15 protein-coding genes are annotated in these 15,492 nt (G+C 70.9%); 5 read left to right on the forward strand and 10 right to left on the reverse strand.

Annotation, left to right across the window (positions count from 1 at the left end):
• The first annotated feature begins 92 nt into the window (after nucleotides 1–92).
• Together AB2U05_RS30775 and AB2U05_RS30780 are read left to right on the forward strand one after the other, a co-directional pair.
• Entirely contained in the window at nucleotides 93–632 is a 540-nt protein-coding gene (locus AB2U05_RS30775; protein WP_369184904.1) for an NUDIX hydrolase, read from the forward strand.
• 68 nt (nucleotides 633–700) lie between these two features.
• Nucleotides 701–2,317, forward strand: coding sequence for a phytanoyl-CoA dioxygenase family protein (locus AB2U05_RS30780; RefSeq protein WP_369184905.1), 1,617 nt, complete (start codon nucleotides 701–703; stop codon nucleotides 2,315–2,317).
• A 93-nt stretch (nucleotides 2,318–2,410) separates the two neighbouring features.
• On the opposite strand, the gene AB2U05_RS30785 is transcribed toward AB2U05_RS30780, so the two are convergent.
• Together AB2U05_RS30785 and AB2U05_RS30790 are read right to left on the reverse strand one after the other, a co-directional pair.
• Complete coding sequence (locus AB2U05_RS30785; protein WP_369184906.1) at nucleotides 2,411–2,644, reverse strand: DUF397 domain-containing protein; 234 nt, start codon at nucleotides 2,642–2,644, stop codon at nucleotides 2,411–2,413.
• The gene (locus tag AB2U05_RS30790; protein ID WP_369184907.1) at nucleotides 2,641–3,468 is read right to left on the reverse strand and encodes a Scr1 family TA system antitoxin-like transcriptional regulator; all 828 of its coding nucleotides are present in this window, start codon (nucleotides 3,466–3,468) and stop codon (nucleotides 2,641–2,643) included. Before AB2U05_RS30790 ends, AB2U05_RS30785 begins: the two co-directional genes overlap by 4 nt.
• 131 nt (nucleotides 3,469–3,599) lie before the next feature.
• Here AB2U05_RS30790 and AB2U05_RS30795 point away from each other — a divergent pair, with 131 nt between their 5' ends.
• Complete coding sequence (locus AB2U05_RS30795) at nucleotides 3,600–3,920, forward strand: hypothetical protein (RefSeq protein ID WP_369184908.1); 321 nt, start codon at nucleotides 3,600–3,602, stop codon at nucleotides 3,918–3,920.
• Nucleotides 3,921–3,928: 8 nt separating this feature from the next.
• Nucleotides 3,929–4,156 (forward strand): hypothetical protein, encoded by a 228-nt coding sequence (locus AB2U05_RS30800; protein WP_369184909.1) that lies wholly within the window; start codon nucleotides 3,929–3,931, stop codon nucleotides 4,154–4,156.
• A 224-nt stretch (nucleotides 4,157–4,380) separates the two neighbouring features.
• On the opposite strand, the gene AB2U05_RS30805 is transcribed toward AB2U05_RS30800, so the two are convergent.
• From AB2U05_RS30805 to bioB, 4 genes are all read right to left on the reverse strand, one after another.
• Complete coding sequence (locus tag AB2U05_RS30805) at nucleotides 4,381–4,827, reverse strand: hypothetical protein (RefSeq protein ID WP_045691916.1); 447 nt, start codon at nucleotides 4,825–4,827, stop codon at nucleotides 4,381–4,383.
• A gap of 79 nt (nucleotides 4,828–4,906) precedes the next feature.
• On the reverse strand, nucleotides 4,907–5,644 hold the full coding sequence (bioD, locus tag AB2U05_RS30810) for a dethiobiotin synthase (protein WP_369184910.1): 738 nt from the start codon (nucleotides 5,642–5,644) through the stop codon (nucleotides 4,907–4,909).
• Entirely contained in the window at nucleotides 5,641–6,945 is a 1,305-nt protein-coding gene (locus AB2U05_RS30815) for an adenosylmethionine--8-amino-7-oxononanoate transaminase (RefSeq protein ID WP_369184911.1), read from the reverse strand. Before AB2U05_RS30815 ends, bioD begins: the two co-directional genes overlap by 4 nt.
• A 35-nt stretch (nucleotides 6,946–6,980) precedes the next feature.
• Complete coding sequence (gene bioB, locus AB2U05_RS30820; protein ID WP_369184912.1) at nucleotides 6,981–8,189, reverse strand: biotin synthase BioB; 1,209 nt, start codon at nucleotides 8,187–8,189, stop codon at nucleotides 6,981–6,983.
• A 248-nt stretch (nucleotides 8,190–8,437) separates the two neighbouring features.
• Between bioB and AB2U05_RS30825 the strand changes: the two genes are divergently transcribed.
• On the forward strand, nucleotides 8,438–9,286 hold the full coding sequence (locus tag AB2U05_RS30825; RefSeq protein WP_369184913.1) for a hypothetical protein: 849 nt from the start codon (nucleotides 8,438–8,440) through the stop codon (nucleotides 9,284–9,286).
• 130 nt (nucleotides 9,287–9,416) lie between these two features.
• Here AB2U05_RS30825 and AB2U05_RS30830 read toward each other — a convergent pair whose 3' ends face one another.
• The 4 genes from AB2U05_RS30830 to AB2U05_RS30845 form a co-directional block, all read right to left on the reverse strand.
• A complete protein-coding gene (locus AB2U05_RS30830; RefSeq protein ID WP_045710308.1) occupies nucleotides 9,417–11,927 on the reverse strand; it encodes an RNA helicase in 2,511 nt (836 codons plus the stop codon).
• 69 nt (nucleotides 11,928–11,996) lie between these two features.
• Entirely contained in the window at nucleotides 11,997–12,722 is a 726-nt protein-coding gene (locus AB2U05_RS30835) for a hypothetical protein (protein WP_369184914.1), read from the reverse strand.
• A gap of 3 nt (nucleotides 12,723–12,725) precedes the next feature.
• A complete protein-coding gene (locus tag AB2U05_RS30840) occupies nucleotides 12,726–15,005 on the reverse strand; it encodes a hypothetical protein (protein WP_369184915.1) in 2,280 nt (759 codons plus the stop codon).
• Nucleotides 15,006–15,035: 30 nt separating this feature from the next.
• Nucleotides 15,036–15,464: a hypothetical protein gene (locus AB2U05_RS30845; RefSeq protein WP_045691908.1), complete on the reverse strand. Its 429-nt coding sequence runs from the start codon at nucleotides 15,462–15,464 to the stop codon at nucleotides 15,036–15,038.
• Nucleotides 15,465–15,492 lie beyond the last annotated feature (28 nt).

Raw genomic sequence — 15,492 nt, forward strand, 5'->3', positions numbered from 1 at the left:
TCCTGGACACGCCCCAGCCACTGGCAGGCGCCGGCCGACCGTCGACGACGAGGCCGGCACCTGGCCTCGGGCCAGAGCCGTACAGTCCTGGCATGACCGACACCACCGCACCATGGCGAGAAGTCGAACGAGCCACCGTCTTCAGCAAGTTCGGCCGATCCGTGGACCGCGTCGACTTCGAGCTGCCTGACGGACGGAAGGAGGAGTTCTACCTCAAGCGCGAGCGCCCGGCGGGGGCGGTGCTCGCCCTCACCCCCGACCGGCATGTCATCCTCGCCCGCCAGTACCGGCCCGGCCCCGACCGCGTGCTGTACGAGCTGCCGGGCGGCTTCCTCGAACCCGGCGAAGAACCGGCGGACGCCATCGCCCGGGAGCTCCTGGAGGAGACCGGCTACCGGGGCGAGATGCGCGCCGCCGGGCCGTACTGGCACGACGCCTACTCCAACGCCCAGCGCTTCGCCTTCCTTGCAACCGACTGCGTCAAGGTCGCCGAACCGCGCCCGGAGCGCACCGAGTTCATCGAGGTCGTCATGCTCACCCTGCAGGAGTTCCGCACCCGCGTACTTCGCCAGGGAGGCCTGACCGACACCGCCGCGGCCTACCTGGCCCTGGACGCTTTCTCGCTCCTGTAACCCGGGGAGACGACGGGCGGGCCGGGCCACACCATCTCACGCTCACCCGCCCACCCCGGGAGGTCCCCGTGGCCGAACAGAGCACCGCCCGCACGACGCGCCCCACCAACTGGTACACCAGCACCCTCGCCTCGCTTCCCGCCCGCGCTGTCGCCCTGGTTCTGGCAGGAGGCAAGGGCAGCCGCCTGCGCGCCACCACCGATCCTGAGCTGAACCGCACGCCGAAGGTGCTGCTGCCGATCGACACCCCTGCCGGCCGAATACCGATGCTCGGCCACGTCCTCACCCAGCTCACCGCCGCTGGATTCCGCCGCATCGCGGTGCTCACCAGCACCGACCCGGCCAGTGGCGCCGATGCCGTCGAGGCCTTCGCCCGGACCCACTCAACCCGAGAGGTGGAACTGACCATCCACCGCGAGGACCACCCGCTCGGCACCGCCGGAGCCGCCTACGCGGCGCTGGTCCATCTGCCCGACACCCCCACCGCCGTGGTCCTCCCCGCCGACACCCTCTTCCCGTTCGCCTTGTTGCCTTCCGTCATCGCCGCGCACACCGCCCGCTCGGTTGCCGTGACTTGGACCGTGACCACCGAGCCCGGCCGTTTCGCGCAGAACGCGGGCCGGCTGTTCCTGGGCCCGGACGGCGAGTTCGTCGTCCACGCGCTGGAGGGCGTGGACGCCCACCTGCCCGCCGGGTGCCGCCGGGGCTTGCGGCAGGCCACCAGCACCGGCGCCGTCGCCCTCACCCCGGCCCCGTTCCGGACCCTGTTCGAGGACTACGCCCAGCGCCTCGCGCACCCCGCCGAGGCGGACCTGTACCGGCAGTTCATGCCCTGGGCGATCAGCCAGGGCCGCTCGGTCGGCGCCTACGACATCCGCACCCCGGCCCCCGACCTCGGCACCCCCGATCGCTTGGCCGTCTTCGGACGCACCGCCAGAGAGGAATCCAGGACTGTGCCCACCACCAAACAGCCGGCGTTGACCGAGCAGCAGGCCCGGCACTTCCGCGACCTCGGATACCTGCGGCTGCCCGACCCCGGTCTGCCCCGTAACCTCCTGGACGAGGTCGCCGAGCTGGTTCGCGTCCGCGCCGCCCGGCTGCCCGCCGGACACACGAAGGTGTACCGGCTCTACCAGCACGACCGAGGCCTGATGCACCGCCTCGTTGCTCATCCCGCGCTCGCCGGGCCGCTTACCGCCCTGCTCGGCCCGAACGTGGTCTACGTCCTCAATCGGCACAACCAGGGATCCCTCAATTCCCCTGAGGCTCAGGAGGTTCGGCTGCACCGCGACATACTCCAGCCGACCCGGGGCCTGCTGACCGCCGTGGTCTACTTCGAGGACGCCACCGTGGAAACCGGCTGCACCTGGATCGTGCCCGGGTCCCACCGCGCTGCCTACGTCGGTGTCCCGCAACCCGATGGCGGTGGGACCTGGATGGATGAGCACCCCGAGCTGGCCGATCTCACCGATCAGGCCGTTCCCGTGCCCGTTCCTGCCGGTGGTGTGCTGCTCTTCGATGCCACCGTCTTCCACACCGTGGGCCTGAACATCGGTGGGGCGACCCGCGCCAGCGCCGTCCTCGGATACCGCAGCGCGGACGAACTCGACGCCCACCCCGATCCCGACCGGCAGGTCGTGGTCGCCGGCGCCCAGCTGTACCGCGGCAACGACCGGCCGAACTGACCCGACCGCGAATCGAGGAGGCGGTGCGACAGAACCGCCTCCTCGACGCTCCGGGTGGGGATCGATCCTGTCCGTTGGCGAGAACAGAGAAGGTCAGACGGAGCCGAACTCGCCGGTGGCGGTGGCGGAGATGAAGGCGATGAAGGCTTCGGGGGAGAAGACGAGGTGACTGCCGGGCGACTTGGTGTCGCCGATGAGGATGATGCCGTGGGAGGCCTGGAAGTTGGTGGCCACCTGAACGCAGTCGCCCTGGCCCTGAGGGTCGCTGTGGGTTGACTTGAACCAGCCGGCGGTGGAGAGGTCGATTACCGAAGCGGGCAGGGTCATTTCGGACGTTCCTCCATTGCTCTTTCCAGCCACGCCAACGAATCGTCAGGCGTAAGCGCCGCCGCTCGGAGCGTATCGTAGACCAGTGCCATATTGGTCACTTCGTCCGGGGACTCCAGGAGCTGGCCGGACAGCAGGCCCTCCAAGTAGGCAACCCGAGGCGCGTCGTCGAAGTGGAGGAGGGTCAACGAGCCGCCGATGGCGCCGTGAGATCGATCGATGGGCAGGATTTGGACGACAGCGTCCCTGCTGCTGGCGAGCTCGATCAGGCGCCTGATCTGGCCGCGCATGACTTCCGCACCGCCGACAACTCGTCGAAGGGCCGCTTCGTCCAGAACTGCCCAGATGAAGGGCGGCTTGGGGAGATGCAGGACTTGCTGACGAGCCTTTCGGAGCGCCCAGAGGTCGCGGACCTCCGTCTCGGATGCTCTGGGGAGACCAAGGCGCAGGAATGCAAGGCCGTAGTTCTCGGTCTGCCACAAACCGGGAATCGACAGTGAGAACTTCAGATGGGTGTTCGCGACCGGTTCAAGTGCCATGTAGCGCCGAGACCAGTCTGGAAATGAATCGCTGCTCACGAGCGGGAAGAACCGGGTGAAGAAGCCGTCTGACGACGGAAGCGCGGTGTCGAGCAGGGGCGGGAGGTCCGGCGGCGGAGTCCGGTGCGCAGCCTCGATGTTGGCCATGTGGGACTTGCTGTAACGAACCCGCGAGGCCAGATCGTCGATGGACATGCCTGCGCAGGTTCGGTGGCGACGGATCTCCGACCCGAAGAAGTGCCGGGGGGACCGGTCGGGCGTGAGCTCGCGCGGGCGTGCGGACATTTGGGGCCTCCGGATGTCTTCAAGAGGGGTGGGGACATGCCGCTTCTTCACAAGCCTAGCCCCAAGGCGTGACGCTTGAAGCACAGACGGTGACAGCCGAATCCGGCTAACTCATCAGCGGAGCAGCAAATATGACCAACAATCAATCTGTCGAAAACCTCGTCCTGCGGCGGAACTTCCCGCCGTGCCGGTGTGCGCAGTGTGGTGACGCAGTTCCCGAAGCGCGCATGAGTGCCGACGCCATTGCCCCGGCGGCGCCGCCCGTGAGGCGGGTGGCGCCGCCGTCCGTCGCCTACCGGCCGTCCGTCGTCGGCGAGCGGGTCTTCGACGTCCGCTCGGGCAGGTGGGGGGCCTTCATGGGGTGGCAGCGTGGGCGCGCCTACCTCCGGCCCGCCACCGGCGGCGTGGAGTGGGACACCGAGGCGCGTTGGATCACGAACACCGAACAGTGAGATGCCCGATGAGCAAGATGATCGACAAGATCACGGCCGAGGACCGTCGCATCGCGGCCGACATTCTCGACGACCTCCAGGCCGTCCTTCACGCCGCCGACGTGAAGCTCCCGTCCCTCGGTATCGACTGGCGTTCGGCCAAGGCCACCGGGGTCATCCTGATCGACCTCGGGGCCGCGCGGCCGGAGATCATCGAGCGGCTGGTCGTCGTCCTCCGCAGATGTATGCGGCCGTAATCGGCGCTGGAATCATCGTTGTTGGGAGTCTGGCGATCGCGGGTGCGGTCGTGACGATGATTCCTGAGCGCGTTTCCGATTCTGCGGGCGCGTTGGTGTTCGTCCTCATCTTCCTTGCCTCGTCCACGGGTGGATTCGCGTTCGTGGCGGGGTGGATGAAGACGCACAAATAGCGGCGCGGGCTTCGAGGACGGTCGAAGCCCGCGCCGTCGTGTTCTCTTCCCTCAGCTGTCGTTGAGGGCGTAGGTGCGGAAGGTGGCGAGCAGGGGGAGGACTTCGGTTTTGTTGGGCTCCTCGGTGACGGCCCTCATGGCGTCGATCACCGTGTGGGCGATGACCTTGGTGACGCCCAGGTCGTCGGCGGGGGCGAGCATGCCCCAGGCCTTGAGGGTCTGGGTGAGCAGGGCGCTCATCCGGGCGCCGATGTTGGCGCTGACGGCGTCCGACAGCTCCGCCATCTCCTCCTCGCTCATGGTGGCGCGCAGCCCGAAGGCCAGCGCCATCAGCGTGTCCATCGCGTGTTCGCCGTACGCGGCGACCAGCGCCGGGAGCGGCCGCTCCCCGTCGCCGCCCGCCGCGAGGGCGGCCAGCGCCTCGTCGTCGTCCTTCCACGCCGCCTCCAGGGCGGCCAAGGCCCGCAGGGCCTCGTCCACGGTCAGCCCGTCTGTCATGGGAGGAACGGTATTGAGGCGGTAGTCGTGACACGCGCGGTCGGCGCGTGGGGTTCACACCTTCGAGCGAAGACAGGACCTAATCGGGGCGGTGGAGGTCGGCGAAGTGCTGTGCGTCCCAGGTGCCGCCCAGTTCAGGGGCCAGGGAGGCGAGGGCGAGCGCGCCGAAGTCGTCAGCGGCACCCGCGCGTTCCGGGAGGGCGCCGAGGAGCGGGGCGCCGGCGGAGCGGGGGAGGTCGGCGAGGTTGCAGCGTTCGGCGAGGCCGGGGTCGGAGGGCCAGGAGCCGACCAGGACGCCGGCGAGGGGGAGTTGGCGCGAGGAAAGCGCCTCTGCCGTGAGGGCGACGATGTTGAGGGTGCCGAGGGCGGCGGAGGCGACGAGGAGCACCGAGGCGGGCAGGCCCGAGGCGATGACGGCCCGGGCCTGGTCGGCCAACGTGCGTCCCTCGTCGTCGTAGCGGACCAGCAGGCCGCCCGCGCCCTCGACCAGGACGAGGTCGTGCGAAGCGGCAAGGGAGGCGACCGCCGTGGCGACGTCGGCGGGGGAGAGGTACGGCAGGCCGGAGCGCCGCGCCGCGGTGTCGGGCGCCAGCGGCTCGGGGTAGCGGGCGAGCTCCATGAGGGTCACGTCGCCCGCCAGGCGCTGGACTTCGGCCGCGTCGCCCGGTTCGTCGCCGGTGACGCCCGTCTGCCCGGGCTTGAGCACCGCGACCCGCTGCCCGGCCCGCAGGGCCGCCGAGGCGACGGCCGCGGTGGCGATGGTCTTGCCGACGTCGGTGTTGGTCCCCGTGACGAAGAGGATGCGGGCGGCGCTCATCCGGCCACCGCCGCGGCGGTCACGGCGGCGGCGATGCGCGCGACGTCCTCGTCCCCGGTCACGTACGGCGGCATGGTGTAGATCAGGTCCCGGAAGGGCCGCAGCCAGACACCCTCCCGCGCGGCGGCCTCCGTTGCCGCCGGGACGTCCACCGGGTGGTCCAGCTGGACGACGCCGATGGCGCCTTGAACGCGGACGTCCCGTACGCCGGGCATCTCGGAAGCTGCCGAGAGTCCGGCGGAAAGGCCGGAGGAGATGCGCTTGACCTCGACCGCCCAGTCCTGCCCGAGCAGCAGGTCCAGGGAGGCGTTGGCGACGGCGCACGCCAGCGGGTTGCCCATGAACGTCGGCCCGTGGGCGAGCACCGGCATCTCGCCGCGGCTGATCCCGTCCGCGATCTCGCTGGTGCACAGGGCGGCGGCGAGGGTCAGGTAGCCGCCGGTGAGGGCTTTGCCGAGGCACATGACGTCCGGCGAGACGCCCGCGTGGTCGGCGGCGAACAGGGCGCCGCTGCGGCCGAAGCCGGTGGCGATCTCGTCGAAGACCAGCAACACCCCGTGCCGGTCGCAGAGTTCGCGCAGCATGCGCAGGTAGGCGGGCGAGTGGAAGCGCATCCCGCCCGCGCCCTGGACGACCGGCTCGACGATGACGGCGGCCAGCTCGTCCGCGTGACGCTCCATCAACTCCTCGAACTGCGAGGCGTATTCGGGGTCGAGCGGCGCGTCGAACCCGGCCGGCGGCTCGGGCGCGAACAGCTGCCCGGGCAGCACCCCGCCCCACAGGTGGTGCATTCCGCCGTCCGGGTCGCACACCGACATGGGGTGGAAGGTGTCGCCGTGGTAGCCGCCGCGCCAGGTGAGCAGCCGGCGCTTCTGCGGCCGTCCGATGGACTGCCAGTACTGCAGGCACATCTTCATCGCGACCTCGACCGCGACCGACCCGGAGTCGGCGAGGAAGACGTGCCGCAGCGGCTCGGGCGTGATCTCGACGAGCCGCGCGGCCAGCCGGACGGCGGGTTCGTGGGTGAGCCCGCCGAACATCACGTGGCTCATCCGCCCCAGCTGCTCGCGCACGGCCTCGTTCAGCACCGGGTGCCGGTAGCCGTGGATGGCCGCCCACCAGGACGACATGCCGTCGACGAGCTCGCGCTGCCCGCCCGCGACGGGCTCGGCCAGTCTCAGCCGGACGCCCGAGGCGGATTCGACCACGTACGGCGTGACGGTGCCGGGCATCGGCCCGTACGGGTGCCAGACGTGGGCGCGGTCGAGGGCGATCAGCGTGTCGGCGGACAGCGGGGGCATGGTGGGCGGTTCTCCGGTTTCTCCCGTGGGTGTCGTCAGGCGTTGGGCGCGAGTTCGGTGCCGGCGCCGCGGCGGCGGACCTTGACCTGGTCGCTGTGCGAGTCGTCGGCGGCCGCGTCGTCGCCGTGCGCGTGCCCGCCGCACGGACCGCATCCGCCGCCGCTGCCGCACGCCGACGCGCCGCTGCCGCACGCCGAGGCGGCGCTGCCGCAACCGGACGCGGAGGAGGCGGCGACATCGGCCCGGTGCCGCGGCAGCGTGGCCTCGCCCGTGCCTTCGACCTCGAACCCGGCGTCGCGGATCATGTCGAGGTCGGCCTGCCCGGCCTGGCCCTCGCTGGTGAGGTAGTCGCCGAGGAAGATCGAGTTGGCGATGTGCAGCCCGAGCGGCTGCATCGTGCGCAGGTGCAGCTCGCGCCCGCCGGCGATGCGGACCTCGGTGTCCGGGTTGACGAAGCGGACCATGGCCAGGATCCGCAGGCAGCGCTGCGGGCTGAGGTGCCACTCCTGGGCGAGCGGGGTGCCCTCGAAGGGGATGAGGAAGTTGACCGGGACGGAGTCGGAGCCGAGCTCGCGCAGCGCGAACACGACGTCGACGAGGTCCTCGTCGCTCTCGCCCATGCCGGCGATCAGGCCGGAGCAGGCGGACAGGCCGGCGCCGTGCGCCTTCTGTACGGTGTCCACCCGGTCCGCGTAGGTGTGGGTGGTGGTGATGTCGCCGTAGGTGGCTTCGGAGGTGTTGAGGTTGTGGTTGTAGGCGTCGGCGCCGGCCGCCTTCAGCCGCTCGGCCTGGTTGTCGGAGAGCAGGCCGAGGCAGACGCACAGCTCGACCTCGGGGTCGGCCTCGCGGATGGCGGCCATGGTGTCGGTGACGCGGTCGATGTCGCGGTCCGTCGGGCCGCGGCCGCTGGCGACCAGGCAGACCCGCTTGGCGCCGCCCGCCACACCGGCCTTGGCGGCCTCGGCGGCCTGGTCCGGCTTGAGCCAGGTGTACTTGAGGATCTCGGCCTTCGAGCCCAGGCGCTGCGAGCAGTACGAGCAGTCCTCCGGGCAGAGGCCGCTCTTGAGGTTCACCAGGTAGTTGAGCTTGACCCGGCGGCCGAACCAGCGGCGGCGGACCTTGCCCGCGGCGGCGACGACGTCCAGCAGTTCGACGTCGGTGGTGGCGAGGACGGCCAGCGCCTCCTCGCGGGTCGGGGCTTCGCCGCGCAGGCCCTTGGCGGTGAGGGTATCGAGGAGATCCATGGGGCCGATCCTGCCAAGCGGCCCGCGAGCGGCGCCAGAGGAAACCCGCCAGAAGATCGGCTGATGGATGTGCCACTTGCCACAGTGTCGAAGCTCACGGCGTCGGCGCTGGTCACACCCTTGACGTGGACGCCGCGAGCGAGTTACCGGCGAGTAGTTCGCGCGCGTTCGGCCGGTCCGCGAAAGCGTGATCAACAAGGGCCGACCCCGTGATCCACGCCACCTGGCGGGTGCTTAGAATCTGCGCCATGACCACGCAGGGGGAGCGCACCCCGACTCCGGGAGAGGGCCAGGACGGCCAGGCAGAGCAGCGGCGATCCGGTCGGGGGGCCGGGCTCGGGAGGGCCGCCGTCGGACGGCTGACGCCCCGCCGGGCGGTGGGCTGGGTCGTGGTGCTGGGCGTGGTGGCGGCCGGCGGCTGGATCATCACCCGCCCGATGCCCGGCGACTACATACCCGGGCTCGGCCCGTCCAGCAAGGACGCCTCCAAGACGCCGCCCGTGCGCGGCACCCTGCCGCCGCGCACCGACGGCGAGGGCCTGAACATCGACGACTACTTCCCCGCCCAGCGCCCGGTCGACGTGGCCGGCTACAAGGCCAAGCGCAACGGCGCCCGGCAGGGCGAGAACTGTGCCGAGGCGTTGCAGGACCGCTCCCAGGACCTGTTCAAGGACGGCGGCTGCCAGGCCTACCTGACGGTCAGCTTCACCGGGCAGGAGCGCCCGGTGCTCAGCAGCGTCACCCTGCTGCGCTTCACCGACCAGGCCGCGGCCACCAAGGCCGCCGACGCGCTGCGTGCCAAGCCGGGCGCGCTCGCCTTCATCCTCCCCGACACCAACCCGGCGCCCGTGCCGACCGCCGGAGCCGCGAAGCCGGCCGGCGGCGACGCCCGGGTCGAGGCGGTCGGGCACTACGTGACCGTCACCAGCTCGCGGGTCAACGACGGCCGCTTCGGCGGCCCGACCGCCGGCCCGAGCGGCACCCCGGCGGCCGCCCCGACGCCGTCCGCCTCCGGGGCGCCGAGCACCGAGCAGTCCCTGGACGAGGCCAACCGCGCGCTGTCGTACGCGGCGGGAGCGCCGTTCGCCTGGATGTGACGCGAGGGCTTCGTCCTGATGTCACAAAGCGGCGGTGACGAAACCGTGGGGGTCCGACCGGCAGAACCCGGCCGGACCCCCACGGCATTGACGGTCCGTCAGTGGAAGTGGAGAAAGCGGGCGAGGGCCGTCAGCCCCCGAGCCGGTCCACCGAGGTGACCCGCAGCACCGCCCGGCCCTCCTCGTCCGAGCCGTACAGGTCGACCTCGGCGCTGATGCCCCAGTCGTGGTCGCCCTCCGGGTCGTCGAAGATCTGCCGGACCTTCCAGGCGGAGTCCTCCTCCTCGATGATCAGCATCTTCGGGCCGCGCGCGTTCGGGCCGGTGCCCAGGTCGTCGTACTCGTCCCAGTAGCCGTCCATGGCGTCCGCCCAGCGGTCCGCGTCCCAGCCGTACTCGCCGTCCAGCTCGCCGAGTTCGTCCCAGTGCTCCAGCGCGCACAGCTCCACGCGGCGGAACATCTCGTTGCGCACCAGCACCCGGAAGGCCCGCGCGTTGGCGGTGACCGGCGCCGCCTTGTCCTCCAGCGTCACCTCGGCGGTGGCCGCCTCGGTCGGGTTGGCCAGCTGCTCCCACTCGTCCAGCAGGCTGGAGTCGACCTGGCGGACCAGCTCGCCAAGCCAGGCGATGACGTCCTTGAGCTCGTCCGTCTTCACGTCCTCGGGGACGGTCTGCTCCAGCGCCTTGAACGCGCCGGCCAGGTAGCGCAGCACGATGCCCTCGGTGCGCGCCAGCTCGTAGAAGCCGACGTAGTCCGAGAAGGTCATCGCCCGCTCGTACAGGTCGCGGACCACGGACTTCGGCTGCAGCTGGTGGTCGCCGATCCACGGGTGGGCCCGGCGGTACACCTCGTAGGCGTGGGTGAGCAGTTCCTCCAGCGGCTTCGGGTACGTGATGTCCTGCAGCCGCTCCATCCGCTCCTCGTACTCGATGCCGTCGCGCTTCATCTCGGCGACGGCCTCGCCGCGCTCCTTGTTCTGCTGGGCGGCGAGGATCTGGCGCGGGTCGTCGAGGGTCGCCTCGACGACGGAGATGACGTCCATCGCGTAGGTCGGCGAGGTCGGGTCGAGGAGTTCGAAGGAGGCCAGCGCGAAGGTGGACAGCGGCTGGTTGAGCGCGAAGTTCTCCTGCAGGTCCAGGGTGAGGCGGACGATCCGGCCCTCGGCGTCCGGCTCCGGCAGGCGCTCGACGACGCCGCCCTCCAGCAGCGAGCGGTAGATCGCGATCGCGGTGCGGATGTGGCGGCGCTGGGCGGCCCGGTCCTCGTGGTTGTCGGTGAGGAGCTTGCGCATCGCCTCGAAGGCGTTGCCGGGGCGGCCGATCACCGACAGCAGCATCGCGTGGCTGACCTTGAAGCGGGAGACCAGCGGCTCCGGCTCGGCGGAGATCAGCTTGTCGAAGGTCTCCTCGGTCCAGCCGACGAAGCCCTCCGGCGCCTTCTTGCGCACGACCTTGCGCTTCTTCTTCGGGTCGTCCCCGGCCTTGGCGATCGCCTTGTCGTTCTCGATCACGTGCTCGGGCGCCTGCGCCACCACCTGGCCGACGGTGTCGAAGCCGGCCCGGCCGGCCCGCCCGGCGATCTGGTGGAACTCGCGGGCGCGCAGGATCCGCACGCGCTGGCCGTCGTACTTGGACAGGGCGGTGAACAGCACCGTGCGGATCGGCACGTTGACACCCACGCCGAGCGTGTCCGTCCCGCAGATCACCTTCAACAGGCCCGCCTGGGCGAGGCGTTCGACCAGCCGGCGGTACTTCGGCAGCATGCCCGCGTGGTGCACGCCGATGCCGTGGCGCACGTAACGGGACAGGTTGCGGCCGAACTTGGTGGTGAAGCGGAAGTTGCCGATCAGGTCGGCGATGGCGTCCTTCTCCGCCTTCGAGCACATGTTGATGCTCATCAGCGACTGCGCCCGCTCCACCGCCTCCTTCTGCGTGAAGTGCACGACGTAGACCGGCGCCTGGCCGGTCTGCAGCAGCTCCTCCAGCGTGTCGTGCATGGTGGTGCGGCGGTACTCGTAGAACAGCGGCACCGGGCGGGTCGCGTTGCGCACCACCGTGGTCGGCCGGCCGGTGCGGCGGGTCAGGTCCTCCTCGAAGCGGCGCACGTCGCCGAGCGTGGCGGACATCAGCAGGAACTGCGCCTGCGGCAGCTCCAGCAGCGGGATCTGCCAGGCCCAGCCGCGGTCCGGCTCCGCGTAGAAGTGGAACTCGTCCATGACGACCTGGCCGATGTCCGCCCGGGCGCCGTCGCGCAGCGCGATCTGGGCCAGCACCTCGGCGGTGCAGCAGATGATCGGCGCGGTCGGGTTGACGCTCGCGTCGCCGGTCATCATGCCGACCTGCTCGGTGCCGAACATCTTCACCAGGTCGAAGAACTTCTCCGACACCAGCGCCTTGATCGGGGCGGTGTAGAACGTCCGCTGCCCCTCGGCGAGGGCCGCGAAGTGCGCGCCCGCCGCCACCAGGCTCTTGCCCGAACCGGTCGGCGTCGCCAGGATCACGTTGTTCCCGGAGACCAGCTCGATCAGCGCCTCCTCCTGCGCCGGGTACAGCGTGATCCCCCGCTCCTGCGCCCAGGCGGCGAACGTCTCGTACAGCGCGTCGGGCGTGGCGGGCTTCGGCATCAGATCAAGGAGGGTCACCCGGCTATCTTGCCTGCTCGCCGCCACCCCGGGCAAAGCCTGCGGCGGCGAGCGGCCTGCTCGGACGGCTCAGTGCGCCGCGAGGTCCGGGACGGCGGGCGCGGTGGCGGGCAACTGCGCCTTGTCGCCGCACTCGTACTCCTCGGCGGCGACCCGCGCGACCTTCAGCGCGATGTCGGCGTACGCCTGACGGGCCTTGGCCGGCGAGGCGCCGTCGATGGTGCTGCCGCCGACGTCGATGCGGATGTACTGCGCGTTCGGGCCGGCGGGCGGCACGTGGACGTCGCAGCGCACGTAGAACTGGACGCGGCGGCTCGGTTCGGTGGTGGCCAGGGCCGCCGCTCCGCCGCCGACGTCCAGGGTGGCGACCGGGCGGCCCTGCGCGGACTCCGCGGTGCGATCGGCCTCGATCCCGTGGAGGGCGGGGCCGACCTGCACCGAGAGGAGCGCGCGACTGCCGTCGCCGCCGTCCGGGAACCAGTCGAGGACGCAGGTGGTGCCGCGGTTCGCCGGATCCTGCGGCCCGGTGGGCGTCTGGAGCCGCGCCGCGCCCTGCTGGGTCGTCCGTCCGGACTTCCCGGCCAGCGGCTTCAGGTCGTCCCGGGAGAGCGCCGACCAGCAGGCGCTCTGCGGGAGTTCCTGCGACTGCCACGGCTTCCAGAGCCACAGGGCGCCGCCGTCGAGGACGGCCAGGGCGAGGGCGCCGGCCAGCCAGGGCAGGGCCCGCCGGTGCCGCGCGGGCGACGGCGGCGGGCCCTCGGGCGGGCCGGGAGCGGGGTGGGTGTCGTCGGCCATGGTTCAGTCCGCCTTCGAGGCCATCGTCGGGTCGTAGAGGTCGTGGCCGGCGGACCAGCCCTGGGTGATGGTCTGCTTGGCGCGCGTGGCCAGGTCGTCCACCCGGTTCTGGTCGAGTCCGGCCTCGCGGCCGGCGTCCTCGACGGCGTTGACGACCGCCTGCTGCGAGCCCTGGACCGTCGCGCCGGTGGTCTTGTGCGCCTCGTCCCGGCCCTGGTTGGTGGTGTCCACGTGGTAGCTGTCGGCGACCTGGGTCATGATGTCGCCGATCTGGTCGTTGATGAAGCTGCCCGCCTTGGGGATCTTGTCCACCAGGATGCCGCCGCTGTTGTCCCAGACCATCTTGGCGATGTCCTTCTTGGAGTCGATCGCGTCGTTGATCGCCTTGTCGGATATCGCGTGGTTCTGCTGGATCTCGTCCGACATCGCGTGGGTGATCAGGCCGGCGACCTGGCCGCCCGGCATGGTCACGTTCTCGATCGCCGTGGCCATGTCCGGGTGCAGCTCCGGGTGCATCATGACCTGCTGGATCTGGGCCGACTGGTACGCCTGCTGCGCGGTGGCGATCGTGGCGTACGCGTCGGGGTTGCGGCCGACCGTGGAGAGCAGGATGGCGGTGTTGTCGTGGTTGAGGAAGCCGGGGGCGCCGTTCGAGGGCAGCCGCGAGTTCGGGCCGCCGCTGTTCGGGCCGGGCCCGTCCAGGGCGTTCTCGATGTCCGCGATGTGGTTGGCGGCCATGTTGCCGATGCTGCCGTTGAGGTTGGCGAGCGGGCCGCCGCGCAGCATGTTCGGCCCGTCGCCGGTGCCGAAGCGGTCGACGACCTTGCTCATCACGTCGTTCATCGCCGCCGTGTGCGGCGGGTACGGGCTGGTCGTGTCGTCCCAGGCCCGGCCGGTGGCGGCGGCCTCCAGGGCGTGCCCGAGCGACAGGACGTGGGCCGGGTCGGGCTTGGTCTCCATCGGGCGCAGCGGGTAACTGATGTCGTTGATCAGGGAGTTGTCCCCGCCGGCGGTGAACAGCTTGACGTAGTTGTTCTCGCCGCCGGTGCTCTTGACGGTGCCGTCCGGGTTGTAGGTGGTCGTCGGGTCGTGGAAGAACTTGGTGGCCGCCTCGGGGCTGTGGCCGAAGGCGTCCAGGATGCCGGACAGCGGGTTGAGGCCCTGGAGGTGGCCGTCCTTGTCGACCTGCCCGATGAACTTCAGCGGGTCGAACGGGTAGCTGTTCTGGTAGGCGACGGCCTGCCAGCGGCCCGGGTTCTCCTCGGTGAGCTGGGTGACGTGCTCGGCGATCGGGTTGAGGAAGTGGGAGTCGTACGTCCCCTCGCGCAGCAGGTTCGACACGATCTGGTACCCGTACGGGCTGTGCGCCGGGTCGGCGCCCGGCGGGACGGGGATCTGCTTGGCGCCGGCGGCCCGGAACCTGCTCTCCCAGTCGTCCGAGACGTGCAGCGGCTGCTTGGTGTCGGTCGCGGTGGCGAGGGTGAGGCCGAGGTCCTTCTGGATGCCCTTGATGGCGGCGCTGCGGGCCGAGCTGTTGGCGTAGTCCCCGCTCTGGGCCATGGCGCCGTACTTGGCCATGAAGTCGGCCGGGTCCTGGTTGCCGTAGAAGGCGGAGGCGAACCGCGGGTCCTGGTGGTAGTGGTCCAGGATGGTCTGGAGGTTCTTGAGCTGCTGGTCGGAGGCCCCGGCGCCGAGACTCATGATGTACGTGGCGGTCTTGGCCTCCTCCTCCGCGATGCCGCCGACCGGCTTGGCGTTGAAGGCGGTGCCGTCGCTGCCGGTGTCGTCGCCGAGGGCCCGGGAGGCGTCCTGGTCGGCCTCGGTGGCGCGGTCGACCACGTCGAAGATGGCCTTGGCGGCCGTCTCGGCCTTGGCCTGCCAGCTCTTGGTGTAGTCCGGGTCGTGCTTGTCCTCGGGGGTGGTGGGCGCGGGCCACTTCACCGTGCCGTCGTCGGTGACGGTGAGGCCGGCGGTGACGGCGTTCTGGACGGCCGTGGCCAGGTCCTTCTTGGCGGCGGAGATCGCGGTGTGGGCGTCGCGCAGGGTCTTGGCGAGCGCGGTGGCCTCCTCGAAGGCCGCGTGGATCTGGTCGCGGGCCCAGGTGAACCGGGCGTTGGCGAGGCCGGCGGCGTCGCCGTGCCAGCCGGACTGCTGGACGGTGCCGATGACCTCGTTCTGCATCCGCCGGGTGAGGTCCCAGTTGCGGACGAGTTTCTCGAAGTCGCCGGCCGCCGAGTCGAGGCTGCCGAGGTCGACCTGCTTGAGCTGGCTGAACGTCACCATGGCGGTGCTGCTCCCCCCGTTGTGCTGTGGCTAGCTGTTGGCGCCCTGCGGCTTGTTGAAGCTGGCGTGGACGTCGCCCTCGGTCTTGACGTACGACTGCGCCGTGGTCTGCAGGTTGGTGCCGATGTCGCCCACGGCGGTCTTCAGGGCGTCGGCCTGGTTGGACCAGGTGCTCCAGGCGGCGGGGAGGACGGTGCCCAGGGACCAGCCGGCGAGCGCGGTGCCCGCCGCGCCGACGTGCTCGGCGGGCTGGCCGCACTCGGTCTTGACGGCGTCGCGCAGGGCGAAGGCGTTCTGCGCGGCCTGCTGCAGCACTCCGGTGTTCACGGTGACGGCCTTGCCGCCGCCGCCCGCCGGGGTCAGCGAGACCGGGGCGTCGTTGGCGCCGGCCAGGTCCGGGAACTGCTTCTTGGCCTCTTCGGTCAGGTTGCCCTTGTCGTCGAAGAGCCACGGATTCATTCGACGCTCGAAGTCGAGGTCTGTCACT

Source organism: Streptomyces sp. Y1 (assembly GCF_041053115.1).
GTDB lineage: Bacteria > Actinomycetota > Actinomycetes > Streptomycetales > Streptomycetaceae > Kitasatospora > Kitasatospora rubellomurina.

Bases quoted from the DNA above. Each gene is read 5' to 3' on its own strand.
- AB2U05_RS30815 (WP_369184911.1), bottom strand. From the start codon at position 6,945: ATGCCCCCGCTGTCCGCCGACACGCTGATCGCCCTCGACCGCGCCCAC.
- AB2U05_RS30845 (WP_045691908.1), bottom strand. From the start codon at position 15,464: ATGAATCCGTGGCTCTTCGACGACAAGGGCAACCTGACCGAAGAGGCC.
- AB2U05_RS30775 (WP_369184904.1), top strand. From the start codon at position 93: ATGACCGACACCACCGCACCATGGCGAGAAGTCGAACGAGCCACCGTC.
- AB2U05_RS30825 (WP_369184913.1), top strand. From the start codon at position 8,438: ATGACCACGCAGGGGGAGCGCACCCCGACTCCGGGAGAGGGCCAGGAC.
- AB2U05_RS30840 (WP_369184915.1), bottom strand. From the start codon at position 15,005: ATGGTGACGTTCAGCCAGCTCAAGCAGGTCGACCTCGGCAGCCTCGAC.
- AB2U05_RS30795 (WP_369184908.1), top strand. From the start codon at position 3,600: ATGACCAACAATCAATCTGTCGAAAACCTCGTCCTGCGGCGGAACTTC.
- AB2U05_RS30835 (WP_369184914.1), bottom strand. From the start codon at position 12,722: ATGGCCGACGACACCCACCCCGCTCCCGGCCCGCCCGAGGGCCCGCCG.
- bioB (WP_369184912.1), bottom strand. From the start codon at position 8,189: ATGGATCTCCTCGATACCCTCACCGCCAAGGGCCTGCGCGGCGAAGCC.
- AB2U05_RS30800 (WP_369184909.1), top strand. From the start codon at position 3,929: ATGAGCAAGATGATCGACAAGATCACGGCCGAGGACCGTCGCATCGCG.
- AB2U05_RS30805 (WP_045691916.1), bottom strand. From the start codon at position 4,827: ATGACAGACGGGCTGACCGTGGACGAGGCCCTGCGGGCCTTGGCCGCC.
- bioD (WP_369184910.1), bottom strand. From the start codon at position 5,644: ATGAGCGCCGCCCGCATCCTCTTCGTCACGGGGACCAACACCGACGTC.
- AB2U05_RS30785 (WP_369184906.1), bottom strand. From the start codon at position 2,644: ATGACCCTGCCCGCTTCGGTAATCGACCTCTCCACCGCCGGCTGGTTC.
- AB2U05_RS30790 (WP_369184907.1), bottom strand. From the start codon at position 3,468: ATGTCCGCACGCCCGCGCGAGCTCACGCCCGACCGGTCCCCCCGGCAC.